22 protein-coding genes and 1 pseudogene are annotated in these 23,672 nt (G+C 64.6%); 10 read left to right on the forward strand and 13 right to left on the reverse strand.

The window, feature by feature from the left end:
* Positions 1-248: 248 nt before the first annotated feature.
* Both EHH60_RS15040 and EHH60_RS15045 read left to right on the forward strand, forming a co-directional pair.
* Positions 249-1,145, forward strand: coding sequence for a TauD/TfdA dioxygenase family protein (locus EHH60_RS15040; protein WP_124160242.1), 897 nt, complete (start codon positions 249-251; stop codon positions 1,143-1,145).
* Positions 1,146-1,268: 123 nt separating this feature from the next.
* Complete coding sequence (locus EHH60_RS15045) at positions 1,269-2,081, forward strand: N-acetylmuramoyl-L-alanine amidase (RefSeq protein ID WP_199751474.1); 813 nt, start codon at positions 1,269-1,271, stop codon at positions 2,079-2,081.
* A gap of 35 nt (positions 2,082-2,116) precedes the next feature.
* Here EHH60_RS15045 and EHH60_RS15050 read toward each other — a convergent pair whose 3' ends face one another.
* The 3 genes from EHH60_RS15050 to EHH60_RS15060 form a co-directional block, all read right to left on the reverse strand.
* A complete protein-coding gene (locus EHH60_RS15050) occupies positions 2,117-3,724 on the reverse strand; it encodes a Na+/H+ antiporter (RefSeq protein WP_199751475.1) in 1,608 nt (535 codons plus the stop codon).
* A gap of 49 nt (positions 3,725-3,773) precedes the next feature.
* Positions 3,774-4,631 (reverse strand): class A beta-lactamase, encoded by an 858-nt coding sequence (gene bla / locus EHH60_RS15055; RefSeq protein WP_124160244.1) that lies wholly within the window; start codon positions 4,629-4,631, stop codon positions 3,774-3,776.
* 186 nt (positions 4,632-4,817) lie between these two features.
* The gene (locus EHH60_RS15060; RefSeq protein WP_124160245.1) at positions 4,818-5,192 is read right to left on the reverse strand and encodes a nuclear transport factor 2 family protein; all 375 of its coding nucleotides are present in this window, start codon (positions 5,190-5,192) and stop codon (positions 4,818-4,820) included.
* A 92-nt stretch (positions 5,193-5,284) separates the two neighbouring features.
* Here EHH60_RS15060 and EHH60_RS15065 point away from each other — a divergent pair, with 92 nt between their 5' ends.
* On the forward strand, positions 5,285-5,713 hold the full coding sequence (locus EHH60_RS15065; protein ID WP_124160339.1) for a GFA family protein: 429 nt from the start codon (positions 5,285-5,287) through the stop codon (positions 5,711-5,713).
* 33 nt (positions 5,714-5,746) lie between these two features.
* A pseudogene (locus EHH60_RS15070) lies at positions 5,747-6,198 on the forward strand (caspase family protein); the annotation flags it as partial.
* 77 nt (positions 6,199-6,275) lie between these two features.
* On the opposite strand, the gene EHH60_RS15075 reads toward EHH60_RS15070, so the two are convergent.
* Positions 6,276-6,968: a DUF1345 domain-containing protein gene (locus EHH60_RS15075; RefSeq protein WP_124160246.1), complete on the reverse strand. Its 693-nt coding sequence runs from the start codon at positions 6,966-6,968 to the stop codon at positions 6,276-6,278.
* 9 nt (positions 6,969-6,977) lie between these two features.
* The gene (locus EHH60_RS15080; RefSeq protein ID WP_124160247.1) at positions 6,978-7,901 is read right to left on the reverse strand and encodes a polyprenyl synthetase family protein; all 924 of its coding nucleotides are present in this window, start codon (positions 7,899-7,901) and stop codon (positions 6,978-6,980) included.
* A 161-nt stretch (positions 7,902-8,062) separates the two neighbouring features.
* Between EHH60_RS15080 and mtgA the strand changes: the two genes are divergently transcribed.
* From mtgA to EHH60_RS15095, 3 genes are all read left to right on the forward strand, one after another.
* Entirely contained in the window at positions 8,063-8,737 is a 675-nt protein-coding gene (gene mtgA / locus EHH60_RS15085) for a monofunctional biosynthetic peptidoglycan transglycosylase (RefSeq protein ID WP_124160248.1), read from the forward strand.
* Between the two features lie 168 nt (positions 8,738-8,905).
* Complete coding sequence (gene rpmF / locus EHH60_RS15090; RefSeq protein WP_007598106.1) at positions 8,906-9,088, forward strand: 50S ribosomal protein L32; 183 nt, start codon at positions 8,906-8,908, stop codon at positions 9,086-9,088.
* Positions 9,089-9,230: 142 nt separating this feature from the next.
* Positions 9,231-9,884: a hypothetical protein gene (locus tag EHH60_RS15095; RefSeq protein ID WP_199751476.1), complete on the forward strand. Its 654-nt coding sequence runs from the start codon at positions 9,231-9,233 to the stop codon at positions 9,882-9,884.
* A gap of 76 nt (positions 9,885-9,960) precedes the next feature.
* Here EHH60_RS15095 and EHH60_RS15100 read toward each other — a convergent pair whose 3' ends face one another.
* Positions 9,961-10,221 carry a hypothetical protein gene (locus EHH60_RS15100; protein ID WP_199751477.1) on the reverse strand — a complete coding sequence of 87 codons (261 nt, stop codon included), beginning with the start codon at positions 10,219-10,221 and terminating at the stop codon, positions 9,961-9,963.
* Positions 10,222-10,442: 221 nt separating this feature from the next.
* Here EHH60_RS15100 and EHH60_RS15105 point away from each other — a divergent pair, with 221 nt between their 5' ends.
* Entirely contained in the window at positions 10,443-12,134 is a 1,692-nt protein-coding gene (locus EHH60_RS15105) for a bifunctional diguanylate cyclase/phosphodiesterase (protein ID WP_124160251.1), read from the forward strand.
* A 105-nt stretch (positions 12,135-12,239) separates the two neighbouring features.
* Here the strand turns inward: EHH60_RS15105 and EHH60_RS15110 are convergent, their stop codons facing one another.
* From EHH60_RS15110 to EHH60_RS15140, 7 genes are all read right to left on the reverse strand, one after another.
* Positions 12,240-13,748 (reverse strand): tripartite tricarboxylate transporter permease, encoded by a 1,509-nt coding sequence (locus EHH60_RS15110; protein ID WP_124160252.1) that lies wholly within the window; start codon positions 13,746-13,748, stop codon positions 12,240-12,242.
* 4 nt (positions 13,749-13,752) lie between these two features.
* On the reverse strand, positions 13,753-14,238 hold the full coding sequence (locus EHH60_RS15115) for a tripartite tricarboxylate transporter TctB family protein (RefSeq protein WP_124160253.1): 486 nt from the start codon (positions 14,236-14,238) through the stop codon (positions 13,753-13,755).
* A gap of 175 nt (positions 14,239-14,413) precedes the next feature.
* Positions 14,414-15,391, reverse strand: coding sequence for a tripartite tricarboxylate transporter substrate binding protein (locus EHH60_RS15120; protein ID WP_124160254.1), 978 nt, complete (start codon positions 15,389-15,391; stop codon positions 14,414-14,416).
* A 201-nt stretch (positions 15,392-15,592) separates the two neighbouring features.
* Entirely contained in the window at positions 15,593-18,460 is a 2,868-nt protein-coding gene (locus EHH60_RS15125) for a PAS-domain containing protein (RefSeq protein ID WP_124160255.1), read from the reverse strand.
* Between the two features lie 247 nt (positions 18,461-18,707).
* Complete coding sequence (locus tag EHH60_RS15130) at positions 18,708-19,583, reverse strand: GNAT family N-acetyltransferase (protein ID WP_124160256.1); 876 nt, start codon at positions 19,581-19,583, stop codon at positions 18,708-18,710.
* Positions 19,584-19,624: 41 nt separating this feature from the next.
* On the reverse strand, positions 19,625-20,605 hold the full coding sequence (locus EHH60_RS15135) for an amino acid--[acyl-carrier-protein] ligase (protein ID WP_124160257.1): 981 nt from the start codon (positions 20,603-20,605) through the stop codon (positions 19,625-19,627).
* Between the two features lie 56 nt (positions 20,606-20,661).
* Positions 20,662-21,879, reverse strand: a complete 1,218-nt coding sequence (locus tag EHH60_RS15140; RefSeq protein WP_124160258.1) for an acyl-CoA dehydrogenase family protein — start codon at positions 21,877-21,879, stop codon at positions 20,662-20,664.
* A gap of 356 nt (positions 21,880-22,235) precedes the next feature.
* On the opposite strand from EHH60_RS15140, the gene EHH60_RS15145 reads away from it, so the two are divergent.
* Positions 22,236-22,508 (forward strand): phosphopantetheine-binding protein, encoded by a 273-nt coding sequence (locus EHH60_RS15145; RefSeq protein WP_124160259.1) that lies wholly within the window; start codon positions 22,236-22,238, stop codon positions 22,506-22,508.
* A gap of 283 nt (positions 22,509-22,791) precedes the next feature.
* Positions 22,792-23,667 (forward strand): S-methyl-5'-thioadenosine phosphorylase, encoded by an 876-nt coding sequence (locus EHH60_RS15150; protein ID WP_124160260.1) that lies wholly within the window; start codon positions 22,792-22,794, stop codon positions 23,665-23,667.
* Positions 23,668-23,672: the final 5 nt, after the last annotated feature.

The following is a 23,672-nucleotide window of genomic DNA, read 5'->3' on the forward strand; positions in this document are numbered from 1 at the left end:
CCGGACAAGCGCGCCTCAAGCGCGCGCCGATCCGGAGCCATAAACACAGGACTTTGTGGTTATGACGAGCCGTCACTCCGAGTCTTCGCCAAACCTGATCCTGTGGTTGTGGGTCCTCAGATGCGCAACTGCGCATCATGGCTCGCGCTCCTCGCGCCCCGGAACGACGGCCGTGTTTGCAGCGCAGATTGCGTATCTGCCACCGCGCGCTACGATGTCCCCAATCAACAAAGATCGGGAGACACGCCATGAGCTCACTCGCCGGCAAGCAGGGTCCGCGCTATCGCCACACGATGGACGACGGCGCGCCGTACGAAACTATCGCGGTCGAGAAGCTCACCCCGATCATCGGCGCGGAAATCAGTGGCGTCGATATCGGCAAGCTCGTCGATGGCGACGCGCGCTCCAACCGGCAGATGGACGAGATCCATCGCGCGCTCGCCGAAAACCTCGTCATCTTCTTCCGCGGCCAGCACATCACGCCGCAGCAGCATCTCGCTTTTGGCCGCAAGTTCGGCGAATTGCATGTCCATCCCGCGGCGCCCCACGAGGACGACGATCCGGCGCTGATGAAGATCTACGCCGACAAGAACTCGCCGCGCGCCAATGGCGAGGGCTGGCATTCCGACGTGTCCTGCGATCTCGATCCGCCGATGGGCTCGATCCTTTACATCAGGCAGTGCCCGCCGCGCGGCGGCGATACTCTGTTCGCCAACATGTATGCAGCCTATGAGGCGCTGTCGGACCGCATGAAGGCCTATCTCGATGGGCTCACCGCACTGCACGATGGCGAACCGATCTATCGCGGACTCTACGCCAATTACGGCGTCGCCGACCGTCCCTCGTATCCGCATGCCGAGCATCCCGTCGTGCGTACGCATCCGGTCACCGGCAGAAAGGCGCTCTACGTCAACCGCGGCTTCACCCGCCACATCAACGGCATCCCGCGCGACGAGAGCGATGCGATGCTGGCCTATCTCTACCAGCACGCCGAGAACCCGCTGTTCCAGTGTCGCTTCCGCTGGACCGAGAACGCCATCGCCTTCTGGGACAACCGCTGCACCCAGCACCGCGCGATGTGGGACTACTGGCCGCATACGCGGTCTGGCACGCGCGTGACGGTGAAGGGAGAGCGGCCGATCTGATCTCTCTCGTGCCCGGACACGAGCGTTATCTTGCGTTGACGCACTCCAATTCCCGCGCCAATCTTCCCGAAAACAACTCGCGGGCTTCGTCGCCGCCCGCGGGTCGCGGCAGCGGAGTATCGCTTGGGGCAATCGCGCAGCATCATCGCCGGGCTGGTCGCGTCGATCCTGCTGTCGTCGCTCGCCCTTGTCGATGCCGGCGAGGCTGCTGCCGCACGAAAGATTGCAAGACCCAGGCCGAAGCCGTCGCCACCGGCCAAATGCGAGATGCCGAGATTCAGGATCGTCGTGGACGTCGGGCACACCCCGGACTCCTACGGCGCGCTGAGTGCGCGCAATGATCCTGAGTTCGGCTTCAACTTCCGCCTCGCCAAGCTGATCACGGCGAAGCTCAGGTCCGAAGGCTTCGCCGCAACCCGCCTGCTCGTCACGGATGGCAAGGCACGGCCGAGCCTGTTCAAGCGCATCAGTGCCGCGAACGAAGGCCGCGCCGATCTGTTCCTGTCGGTCCATCATGATTCGGTGCCGGACAAGCTGCTCGAGACCTGGGAATTCGACGGCGCAAAGAGCTATTTCAGCGACCGTTTTTCGGGGCATTCGCTGTTCGTGTCGCGACAGAATCCGCACTTCGCCACCAGCCTGATGCTGGCCCAGATGATCGGCAGTCAGTTGAAGCAGCAGGGCCTGCACTATGCCAGCCAGTACACCTTGCCCTTAATGGGCCGCTACCGGCGCCAGCTGCTCGACAAGGACGTCGGCGTCTATCGCTATGACGGGCTCATTGTGCTGTCGCGGACGAGGAGCGCCGCCGTGCTGATCGAGGCCGGCTCGATCATCAATCGCGACGAGGAGATGGAGATGAACTCGGCGGAGCGGCACGAGGCCGTCGCGGGAGCCGTCGCGGCTGCAATGAGGGAGTTTTGCGACAGGCGCTAGCTTGCCTGGCCGCTTCAAGCGAAGACGATGCGAAGCTACAACGGCGCGCCCCGATACTCCCGGTTCGCCAGGCTCGCCTCCTCCAGGTCGAGATCCCGCTCGATCCGCCGTCGCGTCTCGTCGGTGATCTGGCCCTCGCGCAGGAGGCCGTGGATGAATTTGCGTTCGGCGGCAATCAGCTCGCGGGTCAGCGCGGTACCGGCGGCGGAGACGTCGTGGTGGTTGGGATCGAGCGAGTCGGGGAGCTGGTTGACGCGGATGTCGTGCCTTGCGCGCAGCAGCCGCATCACTTCTTCGGACACTTCCTTCTGCGCGGTCAGCGCGTCGAGCGATTCCAGTGCGGCATCGAGCGCCTGGCGCCGGGCGGCGATCTCGGCCTCGTGCTCCGTGGCATGCTCGTGGCGGCCGGCCTCGGCGACGCCGAGCCAGCGCACGACCGGCGGCAGCGTCAGGCCGACGCCGATCAGCGTCACGAAGATGACGCCGAAGGCGACGAACAGGATCAGGTCGCGATACGGAAAGGCCTCGCCATCCGGCAGCGTGAACGGCAGCGCCAGCGCGGCCGCCAGCGACACGGCGCCACGCACGCCGGTGAAAGCAAGCACGAACGGCCATTGCCATGGCGGCGACGGGTCGCGCTTGCGCAGAGACTTGCTGAGCATCCGCGGCAGGTAGGTCGCGGGGTAGAGCCAGGCGAAGCGCGCGATCACGACGATGACCAGGACCACGGCCGTCGCGATGAGAATGTCGTCGAGCGGGAAGGACTTCGACTTCTCGTAGAGCGCGCGCATCTGGAAGCCGGTGAGCAGGAACAGCATGCCCTCGATCAGGTAGATCACCAGATCCCAGAAGAAGATGCCTTGCAGGCGCGTTGCCGACGAGATCAGCAGCGGCCCGTTCCAGCTCACGTAGAGGCCGCAGGCGACGGTCGCGATCACGCCGGAGCCGCCGACATGTTCGGGCAGCCAGTAGGAGACGTAGGGTGTGATCAGCGACAACGTCAGCTCGACCTGCGGATCACCGGACCATTTGCGGAAGCGCAAGGAGAGCCAGCCGACGCCGATGCCGAAGGCGATCTCGCTGGCGACGATCAGGAGGAACTCGCCGGCCGCGAGCGGCAGCGAGAAATGTCCGACCATGATCGCGGCGAGCGCAAAGCGGTAGAGGATCAGCGCAGTGGCGTCATTGGCCAGCCCTTCACCCTCGAGGATGACCAGGAGCCGGCGCGGCATGTTGAGCCGGCGCGCGATCGCGAGCGGCGCCACCACGTCGGGCGGCGCCACGATGGCTCCCAGCAGGAAGGCGACGGTCCAGGGCAGGCCGATCATGTAGTGCGTGGCGGCCGCCACCATCGCCGCGGTGAAGATCACCGCGCCGACCGCGAGCAGCACGATCGGGCGCAAATTGTTCTTGAACTCGCGCCAGCTCATGGCGACGCTCGCCGAGTAGATCAGCGGCGGCAGCACCATCAAGAGCACCAGCTCCGGCGGCAGCTCGACCGGCGGCATGCCCGGCACGAAGGCCAGGCCGACGCCGGCCAGCATCAGCAGAATGGCCGGGGCGACGTTGAAACGGCGCGCAGCCAGCGCCACGCCGGCCAGAACGGCAAGCAGGATCAGAAAGGTCTGAAATTTCGCTTCCATGATGGTCTGTCTTGACCCTGAAGCGCCCTCAAGGTCAATGCGGCGCTGCTCACGCCAGCTGGCCGGCTACCATCCGTCCAATCCGCGCAAACAAAGCCGCGATCTGCGCCGCATTCGGCGTGCCGCCCTGGGTATAGGCCGCGATCAGGATCGGCGCATCCGGCTTCGGCCAGACGACCGCGATATCGCCCGATGCGTCCTTGCCGTTATTGCCGGTCTTGTCGCCGATCTTCCAGCCTGCCGGCAGTCCGCCGCGCAGCCGGTTCGCACCGGTCTTGCAATTCACCATCCAGTCGGTGAGCTGGAGGCGCGATTGCGCCGACAAGGCTTCGCCCAGCACCAGCCGCCGCAGATTGCCCGCCATTGCCGTGGGTGTCGTGGTGTCCCGGGGATCGCCGGGCGGTGAGCGGTTGAGCTCTGGCTCGTTGTGGTCGAGCCGCGACGTGGTATCACCGAGCGACCGCCAGAATGCGGTCAGCGCGGCGGGCCCGCCGATCCGCGCCAGCAGCAGATTGGCGCAGGTATTGTCGCTGAGCTCGACGATCGCCTTGCACATCTCGCCGACCGACATCTTGCCGGCCGCGAGATTTTGCCTGGCGACCGGTGCGTATTCCAGGAGATCGGCCTGACCGTAAGGGATCATGGCCGCGAGTTGCTCCTCACCGCGATCGACCCGCGCCAGCACGCAGGCGGCAAGCGAAGCCTTGAATGTCGAGCACATGACGAACCGCTCGTCGGCACGCCAGGCGAGTTTTCTGCCAGTCGCGAGATTCTCAGCATGGAGCCCGATGCGCCCGCCACTGTCGCGCTCATAGGCTTCGAGTTCGGCCGGCGCCTCCGCGGCGAGCGCGGGAGAAGCGGCGATCCAGCACAGGGAGGCGAGCAGGGAGCGGCGATCGACAAGCATGGGGACCTTTAGCGTGGGTCAGACGGTGTAGGGATGTAGCGGACGCTTTATCCGCACCGTCATTGCGAACGGAGCGAAGCAATCCAGTCGGCCTCCACGGCGAGATTCTGGATTGCTTCGCTTCGCTCGCTATGACGAATGGAGAACGAGTGCGACAGATTTCGGGCAGCGGAAGATCGGGAGGACTCACTCCCGCAGGTCGTACCTGTACGATTTCGACACGATTTGCCAGCCGTCGGCGAGCTTCATCGCCACGAGATAGTCGGTGAAATAGCGTGGCGGCAGCTGGCAGCGCACCTTGATGAAGGCGGTCTTGTCGTCCGAACGGTCGATGGTGACGATGAAATCCTCGCGCGGCTTGCCTTCGGCCTTGGCTGAGGCGCGCTTGCGGACGCGATCGAGCCAATCGGGTACGGTCAGAACCTGGAGCTCGCCCTTCTCGACCCAGCGCAGATCGGCGGAGGGATGGAAGATGGCGCCGAGTTTTTCGGCGTCGCCCTCATAGAGTCCGTCAAAATAGGATTGCACGACAGTTTCGACGCTCGACCGGTCCTGGTTCATGGGGCATTCCTTTGCGTGATGGCGGAGGCGAACTTAGTCGTACACGTCAAAATGCGCTATGGGTCTGTGAGCCGTTGCGCGAAGGCATCGTCATGACCGGATCAGACAATTCGAACGCTCGTATCCTCACCGGCGAATGCTGTTGCCGCGCTGTGCGCTATGAGGTGGCGGATGCGTTCTCCTATGCGATGAACTGCCACTGTTCGAACTGCCGTCGCACCACCGGAGCCGCCTTCAAGCCGTTCGCGGGCATCGCGCAAGACAAGCTCCGCATCGTCCAGGGAGAGGATCAGCGGATGATTTTCGGCGACGACACCACCCATGATGCGCGTTGCGCCCGCTGCGGCTCGTTGCTCTATTCCCGGGTGCGTGAAGGACAATGGGTCCATGTCGCCATGGGAACCCTGGTCGACGTCCCCACGATTCGGCCGAGCGCCCATATTTTCGTCGGCTCGAAGGCGCCCTGGCACGAGATTACGGACGATCTGCCGCAATATCGGGAGCACATCGGGGTTGTCTGAGGGAACCGGACCTCGCGGCCGTCGGCGAACCGCGACCCCGCTGGCGCGACGAATAAAGGGGGATTTTCGGCCCGTATCGGCCGGGGCCTGGCCCAGGTCGAGCCGCCCAGCCTCAACAGCTGATCGCCTATTAGGTCAAGGCCGGCTTCACGGCGCAGAACGGCGACGGCGCCAACAGCCCGTTCACGGTCGCGCTGTCGAAGCATTTGACGACGCCGGGCCTCGACGTCCGCCGCGCCTTCGGCTTCGTGCGTGACGACGTGCTCAAATCGACGGGCAACAAGCAGGAGCCGTTCGTCTACGGTTCGCTCGGCGGCGAGGACGTGCCGCTGGTGCCGGTCAAGGTGGCGGCCGTCGCGCCAGCGGCGAATCTCCAGGCTGATATCCGCCGTGACTATGAGCGCGCGCTCCAGGTCGGCAACAGGCCGGCGTGGGAAGCGTTCCTCGCCCAGCATCCCGACGGTTTCTATGCGAGCCTCGCCAAGCCTCTGCGACGCCACTGCCGAGGTGTGTTGCTGACCGCTGCTTTCTGGGGCCTCCCAACGAAGGCCGGGACGATAGACTATTTCGAGATCGCGCTCGCCGCGATGTTCACCGTCAGCGCCAGCAACGCCGTGTTGTAGATGAAGGACACGATGCCGTGCGCCGTCGCGGTGCGGCGAATGGCCTTGTCGGTGATGCCGACGTCGGAGACCTGCGCAGTCATGCCGATCACGAACGAGAAATAGACGAAGTCCCAATAGTCGGCGTGGTCTTCCTTGTCGCCGCTCGGAAACTGAAGGCCACCTGCCGTACCGCTGCGATAGTAATCATGCGCGTAGTGCAGCGCGAAGGTCGTGTGCACCGCAGCCCATGACAGTACGATGGTGATGATCGCGATCGTCAGCTCCAGGGTGCCGCGATGCGGCGTGCCCAGCTCGGAGACGATCGCCGCGATGCTGGCGAAGGCACCGGTCGCTGTGACGAGCAGGATCACGAATCGGCCGTCGTCCTGCATCGCGGCGGCGCGACGGATGTGCTGGTGGTTGTTGCAGAGCATCATCGCATAGACCAGCACGAGATAGACCGCGATGAGCGCGTCCCATCCGAACAGGAGCCGTGTCACCAGCCGATGCGTGCCCGACACAAGCAGGCAGACGAGGATGCCGACAGCGAGCGCAATGAACGTCCGCGGCCGTGCATAGAGCAGCCGCATCGGCCGCGACATCTGGCGGAAGCGGACAAGAACTGGATCCTCTTTGCCGCCGGCCGCCATCGGCGCGCGCTAGTTTTTCCGCTCGGCGACGAATCGCGCGGCGGCCTGCAGCACGGCGGCGCGGTCGCCGAAGATCGACACTGCGTTGTCCGCCCGCGCGAGCAAATCGCGCACGCGCTGCTTGGCGCCTTCGATGCCGAGTTGAGTGACGAAGGTGGTCTTGCCAAGGGCTGCATCGGCGCCGGCCGGCTTGCCGAGCGCGGCCGCGTCGCCTTCGACGTCGAGCAGATCGTCGGCGATCTGGAAGGCCTCGCCGAGCGCGCGGCCGTAATCGTCGAGCGCCTGATACTCCTTCTGCGAGGCCTGGCCGAGGATCGCGCCGGCAATGCAGCCGTAGCGCAGCAGCGCACCGGTCTTCATCTGCTGAATGCGGGCGACATCGATCGGCTCGTTGCCGCCGAAACGGCCTTCGCCGGCGAGGTCGAGGATCTGGCCGCCGACCATGCCGCCGATGCCGGCGCAGCGCGCCAAGGCGCGCGTCAGCAGCAGCCGCACATTGGCGTCGCGATGGATCTCGTCGCGCGTGATGATGTCGAAGGCGAGCGTCAGCAGGCCGTCGCCGGCGAGGATCGCGGTCGCGTCGTCGGTCTTCTTGTGCAGGGTGGGGCGGCCGCGGCGCAGGTCCGAATTGTCCATCGCCGGTAGGTCGTCATGGATGAGCGAATAGCAGTGGATGCATTCGAGTGCCGCGCCGGCGAGCAGGGCCGCCTCGCGCAAGACGCCGAACACGGCGGCGCTTTCGACCACCAGGAACGGCCGCAGACGCTTGCCGCCATTCAGGCTCGAATAGCGCATTGCGTCCATCAGTCGCTTGGGCCGGGCGATCTCGTCGTGCAGGATGTCATCCGACAATAGCCGCCCAAGCAGGGCCTCGGTATCATCAGCGGTCTTGTCCAGACGTTTGGCGAAATCGGACGGGGACGTACCGGTCATCAAGAAGGGCTCCAGAACTAAAATTCGGCCGGACAATCCTTTATGCGCCAGCGCCAGTCAATCGTTTGGAAGGGCTAAAAAGTGCCGGAAAAGACCCGAATTATCACAGACTTAATGGCTCAGCCGTGGGCCTCGTTTCATTTTGCGCCGGAAAGGTCGACTTGCGCATCGTCAAAATCCTTCTCCTGGTGCTCGTGGTCGCGGCTCTCGCGCCCTATGTGATCGCGCCATTTTACCGCACGGGCCATCCGGTTTCGACGTTGATGGCTTGGCGTTCGCTCCGGGGCGCGCCGATGCAGCGGACGTGGATCGATCTGGCTGACATGTCGCCTTATCTGCCGCGTGCCGTGGCGGCGGCCGAGGATGCCCATTTCTGTAAGCATCACGGCATCGATTGGGGTGCGTTGCGCGAGGCGATCGACGACGCACAGGAGGATGGCACGCCGTTCCGAGGCGCCTCCACGATCACCCAGCAGGTGGCGAAAAACCTGTTCCTCTGGCAGGGGCGGGATTTCGTTCGCAAGGCGCTGGAATTCCCGCTGGCACTCTGGATCGATCTCGTCCTGCCCAAGCCGCGGATCCTGGAGATTTACCTCAACATCGCCGAGTTCGGTCCGCAGGGCCAGTTTGGCGTCGAGGCGGGCAGCGCCTATGCCTTTGGCAAATCAGCCGCCAGCCTCTCCCCGCGGGAGGCAGCCCTTCTGGCCTCGATCCTGCCGAATCCGGTCAAACGGAGCGCCAGGACGCCGGGGCCGGGCGTCCGGCGACTGGCGGCAACCTACGTGGCGCGGGGGCAGGCGAGCTCGCTTGCGACCTGCTGGCGCGAAAATCGCTGATTTTGGCCCGTTCCGGGCGTATTTTCCGACCCAAGAGCCTAGCTTTACGGCCAGCCTTCCTCTATAAGCGCGGCCATGATCGGCATTCAGCTCGCCTCGTATTGCGGGTGCTGAGCCGTCCCTTCGCGGACGATGCCCTGATGACACCAATCCCTAGAGGATATTGAAATGGCCGTTCCGAGAAGAAAAACCTCGCCGTCGCGTCGTGGCATGCGCCGCTCGGCTGACGCCATCAAGAAGCCGACCTATGTGGAAGACAAGGACTCCGGCGAGCTCCGTCGTCCGCACCATCTCGACCTCAAGACCGGCATGTACAAGGGCCGTCAGGTCCTGAAGAAGAAAGAGTCCTGAAGGCAGGACCTTTCCTCAGGCGGGATAATTGAACCCGCGTGATTTCGGCCAACCCATGAGCTAGACGGTGACGGCGGCGGGGCAAATGCTTCGCCGCTGCATTGCTCTGTCCGGATATCTTGATCGAGAAGGCATCTCGCCGATGGTCGGTTTCCCGCTGCTTCTGATTCCGCTCGCGGTCTACAACATCATCGCCTTCCTGATGCCCAGCGTGTCCTTCTCGGACGTGCTGTTTAATGTGCCGATGATCACGGGCGAGAGCTGGCCGGTCACGCTCGCCGATCTGCTGCTCGCACTCGGTGTGGTGCTGCTGCTGCTCGAAGTGGTCAAGGGCGCGCGGCCGGGCTCGAAATTCCTGATGGATCATTTGCTGTCGCTGATCGTCTTCGGGGCGGCCGCAGCCGAATTCGTGATGTGGCCCAAATTCGGCAACTCTACCTATTTTCTGCTGGTGCTGCTGGCGATGGCCGACTTCCTTGCCGGCATTGCCCAGCGCACGCGTCGCCGCGTCACCTATGTCGCCGAGACGACGGTGCCGGCGCCACGCAAGGCCAAGCGCCGGGGTGAAGTGCCGGCGGATGATGCGGAGGCCGCCTCCAGGTTCGAGCCTGTGATTGCGCCGCAGCCGGCGCCGGTGGCGCCGCCCGCACCCTCAGCGCAATCCGTCGCCGAATCCGTATTGATGGATCATCCTGCGCCAAAACCGATGCAGGGCTCATCCTCCCCGGAAATTTCCTCGCCCCATCTTCAGCCGGGCAACGGCACGCCGTCGTCCCCTGACGCGCCGCCACGCTGACCGAGCGCGTCGACCTCTTCCGCAAGCGGGGAGCGGCGTAGCGCTCGTGAAGCAACCAATTGTCCTTTAAGCTGGGCTACGCCACCTGTCGCGTCCGGGCGCTGACGCTTCCCAAGGGCCGCTTGCTGCCATAGGCCGTCCGCGCATCTTCGGAAGAGACGCGGCGGAGCCGGCTGGTCTGGGACGGATGTTCGGCATTGGCGATGAGCTGGGTGACGAAGCTCGGATCGGGGCGCGGCAGCGGCGCCTTGTGAACCCACTGCAACGTCGGCATCAGCGGCACCAGGGCCGTGCCCATGCCGTTGTCCGCCGCGTCCGATCGATCGGTACTCAACATCGCAATCACCGTTGATCCGGCGAGATTGTCGCGTTTCGGGACGCAGGCGCCGGTGCGAGTCCTGTACTCGCAAGGCCTATGCCGACCGAGCCGGTTTGGTTCCCCACGCCCGGGAAACGTGGTTTCCAAATTGTTTATCAACTTTGCCTAGGGTCGGAGACGAATCTGGCTCTATCCTGTGCCGGATCAGGACTTCTCCACTGTCCCAGAACGAGGCGATCTTGACCCCCACACTGCCGCAAGCCTCCGACATCCTGGCTGCGCTCGGCCAAGCCGTGTTCGCCTGGGACATCGCCAGCGATGCCATCGTCTGGGGTGAGCAGGTCGCCGGCATCTTTCCCGGCATCCCGGCCGAGCGGCTCGCGACCGGCGCCGAATTCGCCAAGCTGATCGAGCCCGCGCAAACGCTGCGGACCGCAGCCCTGGCGCAAACCTCCGCAGTGCACGGCGCCGACGGTACCCCCTACCGGGTCGAGTACGGCGTGCGCATGAGCGCCTCCGATCCCGTGATCTGGGTCGAGGAGACCGGTCGCTGGTTCGCGGGCCCCGATGGCCGCCCCACACGCGCGATCGGCTCCGTCCGCATCAACAACGAGCGCCACGCCCGCGACGAGGAATTGGCCAAGCTGGCCCGGCTCGATCCACTGACCGGCGAGCTCAACCGCTCCCATCTGCTGGCGGCGCTGGCCGAGGCGATCGAGGAGACGAGCCGCTTCCGCTCGACCGCGGCCTTCATGCTGGTCGGCATCGACCATCTCGCCCGCGTCAACGACGCCTTCGGCTTCGACGTTGCCGACGCCGTGATCCTCGATGTCGCCAAGCGCATCCGCACCCGCCTGCGCGGCGGCGACGTGCTCGGGCGCTTCTCCGGCAACAAGTTCGGCCTGATCCTGAAGAACTGTACCGTCGACGACATGAACGTCGCCGCAGAGCGCTTTCTCATCGGCATCCGCGACGAGGTGGTGCCGACGAAATCCGGCCCGGTTTCGGTCACCGCCTCTATCGGCGCGGTCAGCCTGCCGCGCTATGCCCGCAACACCGATGAGGCGGTCAACCGCGCCCATGAAACGCTGGACGCCGCCAAGCGCCGCCGCTCCGGCTCGTTCGCCGCGTGGCGTCCGGATGCCGCGCGCGACGCGCAGCGCCGGGTCAACATCCGCGTCACCGACGAGATCGTCACCGCGCTGAACGAGCGCCGTATCAAGCTCGCCTATGAGCCGGTGGTCTCGGCCAGCTCGCGCGAACGCGCGTTCCATGAATGCCTGGTGCGGATGGACCAGGGCGACGGCCAGGTGCTGCTCGCGCCCGACATCGTGCCGGTCGCCGAGCGCCTCGGCCTGATCCGCCTGGTCGACCACCGCGTGCTCGAGCTCGTGGTCGCCGAGCTCGCCGCTGCGCCCGGCATTTGCCTCAGCCTCAACATCTCGCCTGATACGACGATGGATCCGGACTGGTGGGCGGGGATCGAATCGCTGATGTTGGCTCATCCCGGCGTTGCCGAGCGGCTGATCGTCGAGATCACGGAAACCGTGGCGATTCAGGACATCGATGACGTCCGCGGTTTCGTCACGCGGCTGAAGAATTTCGGCAGCCGCATCGCCATCGACGATTTCGGTGCCGGCTACACTTCGTTCCGAAACCTGCGCAAGCTCGGCGTGGATATCGTGAAGATCGACGGCGCCTTCGTGCAGAACATCACCCGCTCCGCCGACGACCGCGCCTTCGTGCAGACCCTGGTCGACCTCGCCCGCCGCCTCGACATCAAGACCGTCGCCGAATGGGTGCAGGACGAGGAAGCCGCGAGCATGCTGCGTGAGTGGGGCTGCGACTATATCCAGGGCCGCCTGATCGGGCTCGCCTCAGCCGAGCGGCCGTGGGGCGTGGCCGACAGTGTCTTGCCGGCGGCAAGCTGATGAAGCGTAGGTTGGGTTGGCCGAAGGCGTAACCCACCACTTTACTATCCGCGTCGAGAGAGAAGCGGTGGATTGCGCCTTCGGCTAATCCATCCTGCAGAACCTTCACGCCCCCTCATCCAATGCCACCAGCTCGCGCTTCTTGCGCAGCGACGGCAGCAGCGGTGCGATCAGCAGCACGAGCGCCAGCGTCAGGCACACCCCCGAGATCGGCCGCTGCACGAAGGTCCAGAGATCGCCCTGCGACAGGATCAGCGATTTGCGCAGATTGTTCTCCATCATCGGCCCCAGCACGAAGGCGAGCACCAGTGGCGCCGGCTCATAGCCGAACTTGCGCATGAAATAGCCGATGATCCCGAACGCGATCATCACATAGACGTCGAACACGTTGTTGCTCGAGCAGTAGACGCCGAGGATCGTGAACAGGATGATCAGGGGAAACAGGATGTTGTAGGGCAGCTTGAGCAGCTGCACCCACATGCCGATCATCGGCAGGTTCAGGATCAGCAGCATGACGTTGCCGATATACATGCTGGCGACGATGCCCCAGAACAGGCCGGGGTTCTGCGTGATCAGCAGCGGTCCCGGCTGCAGCCCGTGAATGACGAATGCCCCCAGCAGCAGCGCCATCACCACGTTTGGCGGGATGCCGAGCGTCATCAGCGGAATGAAGGCGCCGCCCGCCGCGGCGTTGTTGGCCGACTCGGGTCCCGCGACGCCTTCGATCGCGCCATGGCCGAAACGCTCGGGCGTCTTCGATAGCCGCTTCTCCAGCGCGTAGGAGGCGAATGACGCCACCACCGCGCCGCCGCCCGGCAGGATGCCGAGGAAAAAGCCCAGGATCGTGCCGCGGCCAACCGGACCTGCGCTCGCCTTCCAGTCCTCTTTGCTGGGCAGGAGATGCGTGATCTTGGTGTTGATGATGTCGCGCTTGATCGCCTGCTCGGTGTTGAGCAGCACCTCGGCAACGCCGAACAGGCCCATCACGACGGGCACGAGGCCGATGCCGTCGATCAGCTCCATACGGCCAAAGGTCAGCCGCGGCTGCGCGGTGATGCTGTCGAGCCCGACCAGCCCGAGCACGACGCCGATGCACGCCATCAGCAGTGCCTTCGGCATCGATCCCTGGGTGAGGAAGGTGAGGACGACGAGGCCGAGCACCATCAGGCTGAAATACTCGGCCGGGCCGAACGCGATCGCGACGCTGGCGAGCTTCGGCGCCACCAGCATCAAGGCGACCAGCGCAAACGTGCCGGCGGCGAAAGAGCCGAAGGCGGAGATGCCGAGCGCGGGGCCCGCACGGCCCTGTTTCGCCATCTGGTGGCCGTCGATGCAGGTGACGACGGAGGCTGCTTCGCCGGGGATGTTGACCAGGATCGAGGTGGTCGAGCCGCCATACATCGAGCCGTAGTAGATGCCGGCCATCATGATGATGCCGGATTCCGGCGTCCCCGACAGTGTCACGGGCAGCAGCAGCGACATCGCCGAGATCGGCCCGATGCCCGGCAGCACGCCGACCAGCGTGCCAATGAAGACGCCGATGAAGCAGTAGAGCAAGTTGATCGGCAGCAGCGCGACGCCGAATCCATGCGCGACGTTGACAAGCGTATCCATGCGGTCAACCGATCCCGAACAGGCCTGAGGGCAGTTGGATCAAGAGCAGGCGCTTGAGCACCCACCACATGCCTGAGGGCACCAGCACCGCGATCGGAATCGCAAGGGTCCATCGCACCGGATCGATCAGCCGTAACAGCAGCAGCATCAGCGGGATCGACGATAGCAGGAAGCCCAGCGGCTCCAGCGCAAAGGCGAATGCCGTGAGGCAGGCGATGAGGAGAAGCGGCTTGCTCCATCGCACGTTCTCCCAGCGCGAGGCCAGCGTCGGCCCGCCCTCGGTGATCGCCGAGACGATGATGGCGCCTGCGAACACGCACATCAGGATGCCTGTATAGAACAGAACGTAGCCCGAGCCGGGATCGTTGATGGTGCCGAGCCTGAGCTTCAAGCCCGACCAGATCACGAAGCCGCCAAGCGCGAGCCCGATCAGACCGCCCCAGAGCTCGGAGTTGTTGAGGCGGAGTTTGACGGGGGTGTCGTTGTTCATGTGAAACGCCTTGAGATCACCGTCTTCCTCTGCGCAACGGCGGAGCCGTTGTCGCTGAGGTGGCGGAGCGCAGGGTAGCCCTCGAAGGGCGACGGTGCCCCGATCCATCCTTCGAGGCGAGCCGCAAGTGCGGCTCGCACCTCAGGATGACGACAGCATTTTGTGGCGAGGCCAGCTATTTCTTCGCAAGCCCGAGCGTCTCGATCACCTTGCGCTCGGACGCCGTGACCTCGACGACGAACTTCTTGTAGTCCTCCGTGTTCTTGTAGTTCGGAACCATGTCGTATTTGGCGAGCGTCGCCACCACTGCCGGGTCTTCGATCGCCTTCTTGAAGGCATCGTGCAGCTTGGCGACGATCTTGGGATCCATGCCCTTCGGACCAGCGATGCCGAACGGGGAATCATAGACCATGGGATAGCCGAGCTCCTTCAGCGTCGGCACATCCGGGTAGTTTGGCGAGCGTGCGCCGGTCCACACCATCAAGAGCCGCAGCTTGCCGGCGTCGACCAGTGGTCGCCATCCCGTTGAGTCGGCCTGCAGCATCGTGTGCTGTCCCAGCACGGCTGCGTTGGTCTCCGCGCCGCCCTTGAAAGGGACTTGCGTCAGCTTGATGCCGGACATCCCCGCGATCTGCTCCATGCCGATATGCAGCGAAGTGCCGGCGCCCGGCGTGGCGTAGGTCACTTTGCCCGGGTTTGCCTTGGCGAACTCCACCACGTCCTTCCAGCTCTTGAACTGCGACTCCGCACTGGTCGTCACACCAAAGGTGTAGCCGGTGAGATGGACGATATAGCTGAAGTCCTTCGCCGGATCCCATGATACCTCCTGCATCAGCGGCAGGCGGAAGACGGTGATCGGGATCTGCGAGATGGTGTAGCCATCAGGCTTCGCTGCCGCGGCCATGGTCGCAGGTCCCACCGTGCCGCCGCCGCCGGCCTTGTTGTCGACCACGATCGGCTGACCCAGGATCTTCGAGGCGCTGTCGGCGATCGCGCGCATCGAGATATCGGTCGATCCGCCGGCCGGCCATGGCACGATCAAGGTGATCGGCTTGCTGGGATAGTCCTGCGCATTCGCAGCAGTAGAGAGCAATGCGCCCATGACAGCGTGCACCGCGGCAAATGCGATCGTCTTCAGCCCGTATCCTGACATCGAAACGCCTCCCTCGCAGCGGCCCCTTTGGGCCGCGGCCTCTTGTTCTTGAGACGATTGTTCCTGAAATCGAGGGAGAAGAAAAGCGCATTGCGCGGACCGCGCACGGCGGTCGGTCGGTCAATGCCGGCGGAGCCGGCACATGCGACAATTCGTCGTTCGGTCGCGTGCCGAGAGACGGAATTTGAGGAGGCGAAGCCGTTAAGCCACGCGCCGGACCATGTTCAGCCTCTCGATGGTGCGGCCGACCTCCGATGCGAGACAGGGCTTGCCGAAATAATAGCCTTGCACAGCAGTGCAGCCGCATTCGCGGACGAAATCGAGTTGCTCCTCGGTCTCCACCCCCTCCGCGGTCGTCTCGACGCCGAGCACGGAGCCGAGGCTTGCGATCGTTCGGACGATGGCAACGCTTTCCGGGCTTTCGCCGAGCGTGCCGACGAAGGAGCGGTCGATCTTGATGCGGTCGAAGGGAAACTTGCGCAAATAGCTCAGCGAGGAATAGCCAACGCCAAAATCGTCGAGGCTGACGCGCACCCCTAACGTGCGGAGCTGGTGCAGGATCTCGATCGTCGCCTCGCTGTCATCGAGCAGCGCCGTCTCCGTGACCTCGAGCTCGAGCCGCTGCGGCGGCAGGCCGGCTTCCGCAAGTGCACTCGTGACCATCGCCACCAGCCCGCGCGAGCGGAACTGCACCGGAGACAGGTTCACCGCGACGGTGATATCGGGCCACGACGCAGCGGCCGCGCAGGCCGTGCGCAGCACCCATTCGCCGATGGGTACGATCAGCCCGTTTTCCTCCGCAATCGGAATGAACTCGGCTGGAGAGACGAAGCCACGCGAGGGGTGTTTCCAGCGCAGCAGTGCCTCGAAGCCGGTGAGCTCGGAGGAATCGAGCCGCATCTGCGGCTGAAACACCAGGTGGAATTCACGTCCTTCGAGCGCGCCGCCCAGATCCTGCTCCAGCGCGTGTCGGCTGCGTGCCTCTTCCTCCATCTCGGGCTCGAACAGCTGATAGGCTCCGCGCCCGTTGGCCTTGGCCTGGTACAGCGCGAGGTCGGCGCATTTCATCAGCTCGTCGGCATCGAGCCCATGGTCGGGTGCGATCGCGATGCCGACAGAGACGCCGACATGGATCGACTGGCTCTCCAGCGGCGGCGGATGACCGATGATGTCGACAAGGCGGCGGGCAAGCTCCTCGGCCGATTGCGGCTGCGGTCCGCGCTGGAGGATGGCGAACTCGTCGCCGCCGAGGCGGGCGACGGTATCGTGCTCTCCGACATTCTCCTTCAGGCGTGCTGCGACCCAGCGCAGCAGGCGGTCGCCTGCGGCATGGCCGAGACGATCGTTGACGGTCTTGAAGTTGTCGAGGTCGAAGCACAGCACGGCCATCGCGCCGCCGGCGATCGCGACCTGGTTCAGTCCTTCGCCCATCTTCTCGCGGAACAGCGTGCGGTTGGGCAGGTCGGTGAGCGAATCGTGCTGCGCCATATGCGCCACCCGGGCCTGGGCCTTGTGACGCTCGGTGACGTCCTCGTAGGTGACGACCCAGCCGCCGTGCTCCATCCGCTTGTGATTGAGCTTGATGATGCGGCCGTCGCTCAAATGGCGGTGCAGCGTGTGCTCGCCCTCGCGCAGCCTCTCGACGTAGTCGGCATAGAGCTTGGCGCCGGTCATGTTCGGATGAATGCCGAGCTCGCAGCTTTGCTCCATGATCTCCCGCATCGAGACGCCTGGCTTCACGATCTCCGGCGACAATCCGTACATCTCGATGTAGCGGCGGTTGCAAACGATCACGCGCAGGCTGGCGTCGAGCATGCACAGGCCCTGGCTCATGTTGTTCAGGGCTGCGTCGAACCGGCGGTACTGTTCGCTCAGCTGCTCGATCGCGCGCTCGCGCTCGGTAATGTCCTCGTAGGTGGCGACGAAGCCGCCTTCGGCCAGCGCGCAATAGCGCACCGAGACCACGGTGCCGTTCGCCATGCGCCGGCGCATCGGCGATGAATCGCGGTTCGCAATGCTCGTGCTGGCAGCTTCGAGAAGCTGTTGCGGACTGTATTCGGAGGCGAATGCGCCCTTCGCCATCGAACGCTCTATCAGCTCGGCGAGATGCGTGCCGGGCCTGGTCTCCTCCGGCGACAGCCGGTAGATCTTGCGGTAGGTGGTGTTGCAGACGCGAAGGCGCATGTCGCTGTCGTAGAAGGCGAGCCCGTGCGCCATGTTCTCCAGCGCCGCATCGAGGATGAAGTTCTGCTGCCTCAGCGCTTCCTCGTATTGCAGCCGCTCCGTGACGTCCTCGTGCACCGTCACCCAGCCGCCGTCGGGCAGGAAACGGGAGACCGCCTGGACCATCCTTCCGTCGTAACGCATCACCAGCAGGGTTTTCGCCTTCCTGCGGCGCACATCTTCCAGCCGGCTCTCGTGAAATTCGTCGCTCGACATGCCCGGCAGGTTGCCCCGCGACATCCAGTGCTCGATCACCGTGCAATGCGGAACGCCCGGCTTCACGATCTCGGGATCGAGGTCGTAGAGCTTCAGGAACCTTTCGTTGCAGACGACGACGCGGCTGTCGACGTCGTACATGATGAGGCCGTGGGACATGTTGGCGAGCGCGTGCTGGCTCCGTTCGGTCTGCACGTGCAATTCCGCTTCGAGCCGGGCGAGGCGGCTGACATCGTCGCATATCGTCATCCAGCCGCCGCCGGGCAGCGGCTTCAGCTCGAGCGACATGACGAGGCCGCTCGCCAGCCGCTGCTCGGTTCGGAACGGCTTGCCCGCGGCGATCTGCGCGATCCGCGCCGAATACAACGCGTCGAGCTCACCTTGCGGAAAGTTGCCGCGCCTCGCGCTATGCGCGAGCACCTCGCGGTAGCTCGTGCCAATGCGTACGATGTCGGCCGACATGTCGAACAGCGTGAGGTACCGCTGGTTCACCAGCACGATCCGGTTGTCGGCATCGTAGACGCAGACGCCCTGCTCCATGTGGTCGAGCGCAAGCTGGCTCAGCGCGACCAGGGCGTCCGGGCCCCGCTCGCGGCGTGCATCAGGCTCGTTGTCGCGGGTCGACATCATGGGGTCGGCGGGACCTTGGCGGGCAATAGACTTGACGCAACCTATTTCAGCGGCCGAGGGTAGCGAAGAGGCCGGAAAATTCCCTTAAGCGCAGTAGTTTACGGAGGGTGACCGGCGGTGGTGAGAGAGCGCGCAAATGGCCAGCTGACAAGGCGATAGCCTGCAGCTGGATGCGCGGAGCCAGATTTGCGGGCGACCGTTCCCGCATGTCGCTGCGCTCATGCGAGCTGCAGGGCCAAGCGCTGCCCTAGGGCCCGTACAGTACGAGTTCCGTGTCGGTGAGGTCGGCGAGCTGCGGCCGGTGCGGGCCCTTGAAGTATTTGCGCCCGCGCCGCTCGGTGTAGATACCGACGAGGCCGGGAACCGGACCATTGGCGTCCACGGCGACCGAGACCTTGCCGAGCCGCAGCAGCAGCCGGCCGATGCGGCCTGCGCATTCGACGTATTCCGTGGCGTTCCGGCAATAGATCAGCTTCATTGCCGGCGGCGCAATGAAGCCGCGGCGGATGCGCACCGGTTGCAGGATGAAGGGGAACGTTCCTTTCGGCGTGCGGCAGACGAGGCTGAGGCAATTGTAGCGCGCATGCCGCGTCAAGAGCTCGGTCTCGGCTTCGGAAAGCCCCATGATCTCCTTGGCGTGTGGCGGGATCACCTCGATCTCGCTCCAGCGCGGAGCGCGCGCCAGCACAGGAACCGAGAAGAATATGCCGCGGCAATAGGCGCCAAAGCCCTGCGTTTCGATGATCGGCCAGGTCCACGGCGCCGGGCTGATGTTGAAATAGGTGACGTCCTTGTGCCGCTGGGCGATCTTGGTCAACAGCGGGGCGTAGTTGCGGTAGGCCGGGTCGACATACCAGCTCGACAGGTTGCACCGGATGGCGGTCGCTTCGCCATCCTTGCGTGCCGTATAGATCAAGAGCAGCACGCCGACCGGCGTGCCGTCGTCGTCCAGCATGTAGCCGAAGCGCGGATAACCCTCCGGCACCGGCCGGAAGGCCTGCCGGCGCAGGCCCTGAATCCAGTATTCGCGTGAACGCCCCACGAAGCCGCGCGTCAGCAAGTCCGCGATCTTCTCGACGTCGGACTCGGTGATTTCGCGGCATCGAACCTTGGTGTGGATCACGCTCGTCTTGCCCGTAGAAATGATCGGCCTCGTGAGTTGCGTTAGCGCCAGCCTTCGCCGTGGGCACCGGCCGCAACATGCGGCTGCAAGCCCAGGACGTCCTGTACCTTGGCGGGCCAGGCGGAGAGATCGGTGCCGTGGGTGTGGAACATGGCGACGGCCAGACGGTCCATGCCGAAGGCGACGCAGCCGGTATGGGCCGGCTCGCCATCGGCGTCCTGGATTCCCCAGGTCGTGCCGAAATGCTCGCGATGATAGTTGAAGCTCATGCAGGCGGTCGGCTGCTCTTCGGAACGCAGCGGAATCAGGAGCTCGAACTTGAGCTGTTGCTGTTTCTGGCTCACCGCCTTCATCTGGCCGACCCGGCCGAAGAAAGGATCGCTGGCATAGTCGAGACGGAAGGTGAGGCCGAGGTCGCGGGCGATCGCCTGCGCGCGCACCATCCAGCGCTCGCGGAAATCGGCGACGTCGTCGGGGCTGCCGATGCAGACATATTCGCGCATCCGGAACGATTGCAGCCGGTCGAGATGTCTCGACGGCTCGCGGCGGAAGCAATCCGCGGCGACGTCGAAGCGCAGGCCGCCCTTCGGCATTTGGCCACGGCTCGCCGCGATCGGGTAGACCGGATAGCAGGCGGCCGGTGACAGCACGAGATCGGCGGGGGACAGCGAGGTCGTCCAGTCGCCGCCAGCATCGAAGCGGCTCACCGCGGCATTGATCTCGCGCTCGGTGCCATGCAGGCCGCAAACGCAGCCGAGTAGGTTCGGAAAGCTCTTGAGATAGCCGGATTTTTCCAGCTGGGCGCGGCTCATCACCGGCGGGAAGCGCATCACCTCGGTGCCGGTCTCGCGATGGCCAGTGATCAGCGCGGCAAGCTTCTCGACGATGCCCTCATAGAGTGCGGTGCGGGCATAGACGCCGTCGGCACCCATGCGGTGAAACAGCTTGTCGGTGAGATGATCGAGCCGATCGATCATCTGCGGCGCGGTAGCGGGCGAGTCGGGGAGGACGGCAATATTCATGGTCGATGTCCTGCTATGTCAAAATTGTTCTTGTTGATTCAGTCGCTAGGGGCGTGTCAGTCGCGAAGGCTTGTCGGCACCCCGCTCATCAGCGTCGATGTCGCGGCGTTGGCCATGATGCGGTCATTGTTGATCATGATCGGCGACGACAGCACGTCGCGGAGGTGACGCCCCATGGTGAACTCGCCGTCGTTGCGGTAGCCGGAAAGACCCGCTGTGCGCATCGCATGCATCACGGTCTCGACTGCAAGCTCGGAGGCCTGCACCTTCAGCAGGGTGATCGAGGACTGGAAGTCGAGCGAGGCGAGCGCACGCTCGTCATGCTCGGCGCGGGCGAAAGCGTCGATGTTGGCGGCGATCAGCGCGCGCAGCTTGGCCAGCGACATCTTGGCGGCGGTGAAATGCGCCGCGGCCGGAGGCATCTGGCCGCCGGAAGAGCGCGCCGCCTTGCGGATGAAGGCCTGCGCGCGGGTCACGGCCGCAGCGGCGATGCCGGCCCAGACCGACGACCAGCACAGATGCGCGAACGGTGTCATGGTCTGGGCGTGGATCTTGTCGTAGGCTTCAGGGAAGACGCGGTCGGCAGGGCAGTCGACCTTCAGCTCGAATCCGGTCGAGCAGGTGCCGCGCATGCCGAGCGTCTCCCAGCCGAGCGTCTGCTTCAGCGAATAATCGTCCTTGGCGAGCGCCAGCAGCACCTGATCGGAGGCGGCGGCATCGGTGGCGCGGCGGGCGATGGTGACGAGACCGTCGGCTTCGGCGCCGTAGGAGATCACGGTGGCGTCGCGCACCAGCGAAACGGTGTCGCCGGCGTGGTCGACCGCGGCGGCGCTGGCGCGGATGTTGCCGCCATTCTGGCCCTCGGTGGTGGAGGAGGCGAGCAGCCACTGGTCGCGGGCGACCCGGCGCATCATGGTCTCCATCCAGGGAATGCCATGGCCGTGCCTGATGATGCAGGCGACCTTGGTCTGGTGCATCGCGTAGATCATCGCGGTGGAAGCGCAGGCGCGTCCGAGCGTGTAGCAGATGTCGGTGACGTCGTAGATCGAGGCGCCGAAGCCACCGAACTCGACCGGGATCATCACGCCGAGCAGCTTCTGCTCACGCGCGACCTCGAACGCCCTGTGCGGGAAACGCGCTTCGCGATCGACCCCGTCTGCGTCGGCCGCTGCAGCGGCGGCGGTCCGGGCGGCGCGCTCGACCAGGGAGGGGCCCTGCTCGAGGAAGCTCGTCTGCGTTTCGTCGACAGTAAGGACCGCTTCACGCACGTTCATGCTCGTCCGCCTCCGTTTTGCCGTTCAAGATCGCCGGCATCATTCGCGATGCCGCCGGTGATCCTCCGGCCATCTTTGCTTGTGAGACGAGGCTACGGATTTAATTCAAATACGTCGATGAAATAGAGGGTAAACAAAGCCCGATTCCGAATGAACAGTTAAGGCCGGGTTGTTTGCATCACTGGATTTCCCGGCATCGCGTTAGGACTCTGGAACAAGCATGAATTCCGGACAATCTGAGTCACCGTTTACTAACAAACGCGAAGTATTGGTGCCGCCCATTGCAGGACAGGCAGGCCGTGCCCATCGTAGCCGGCAGTCCGATCCGACTCCGATAGACAGATGGGAATTTGCCGATGCAGGCCTTCGATACCGAATTGCGCGACCGCATCATCAAGCTGGTTAAGGGCATCCTCGAACAGAATTCACTCAACGCAGACGTCACGCCTTCGGCCAAGCTCGTCGATGTCGGCCTGACGTCGATGGACATGGTCAATCTGATGCTCGGCGTCGAAGCCGAGTTCGATTTCACCATCCCGCAATCCGAGATCACGCCGGAGAATTTCCAGTCCGTCGAGACGCTGGAGCGCATGGTCGCCACCCAGCTGCAGCCGGCGACCGCGGCTTAACTCGGGGGCGCCGCGCCCTCCAAGAGGGCTTCCCTGCGAACGCAGGGACCCATACCGCGGTATCTATCGATCGTTTACGGTCGCCGTACTGGAACTGCTAGTCTTCGCCAAACGACCGCCTGTGGCTATGGGTCCCTGCGTGCGCAAGGGACGACACTGAGCGTGAGGCGAGCGCTCACCGCTCCTCACGCTACCGGCATCGCCCCTCCAGCCCCGTTCCAAATTCGCCGCAAAACTGGCATAGCTTAACCATGTCACACGTGGCGGACATGGTGGAGCAGGAATGACGCAGGCGATATTGGGTATCATCGGCGGCTCGGGCATCTATGACCTGCCCGGCCTCGAAGGTGCGCGCGAAGAGGTAATCAAAAGTCCCTGGGGCGAGCCGTCTGCGCCGTTGCGGCGCGGCTCCATCGCCGGCCTGCCGATCGTGTTCCTGCCGCGGCATGACAAGGGCCACCGGCTGTCTCCCTCCGACATCAACTATCGCGCCAATATCGACGTGCTGAAGCGCGCCGGCGTCACCGATCTGATCTCGCTCTCGGCCTGCGGCTCCTTCAAAGAGGAACTGCCGCCCGGGACCTTCGTTCTCGTCGACCAGTTCGTCGACCGCACCCACAAGCGGGAGAGCTCGTTCTTCGGCCGCGGCTGCGTCGCGCATGTGTCGATGGCGCATCCGGTCTCGCCGCGGCTGCGCATCCATCTCGCGGCGGCGGCTGAGGCCGAGGGCATCGCGATCGCGCGCGGCGGCACTTATGTCTGCATGGAAGGGCCGCAATTCTCCACTTATGCGGAGAGCATGACCTACAAGACCCTTGGTTATTCCGTGATCGGCATGACCAACATGCCGGAGGCCAAGCTCGCGCGCGAGGCGGAGATCTGCTACGCCACCGTCGCGATGGTGACGGATTTCGATTGCTGGCATCCCGATCACGACGCCGTCACCGTCCAGGACATCATCCGCGTGCTGACGTCGAACGCCGATAAGGCGAAGGCGCTGGTGGCGCGGCTGGCAAAGGATTTTCCGCGCGTGCACGAGCCGTGCCCGATTGGTTCGGACCGTGCGCTCGACACTGCGCTGATCACGGCGCCCGAGGCACGCGATCCGGAGCTTCTGAAGAGGCTCGATGCTGTGGCCGGCCGCATCCTGCGGGCGTGAGACGC

The organism is Bradyrhizobium sp. RP6 (genome assembly GCF_003837805.1).
GTDB lineage: Bacteria > Pseudomonadota > Alphaproteobacteria > Rhizobiales > Xanthobacteraceae > Bradyrhizobium.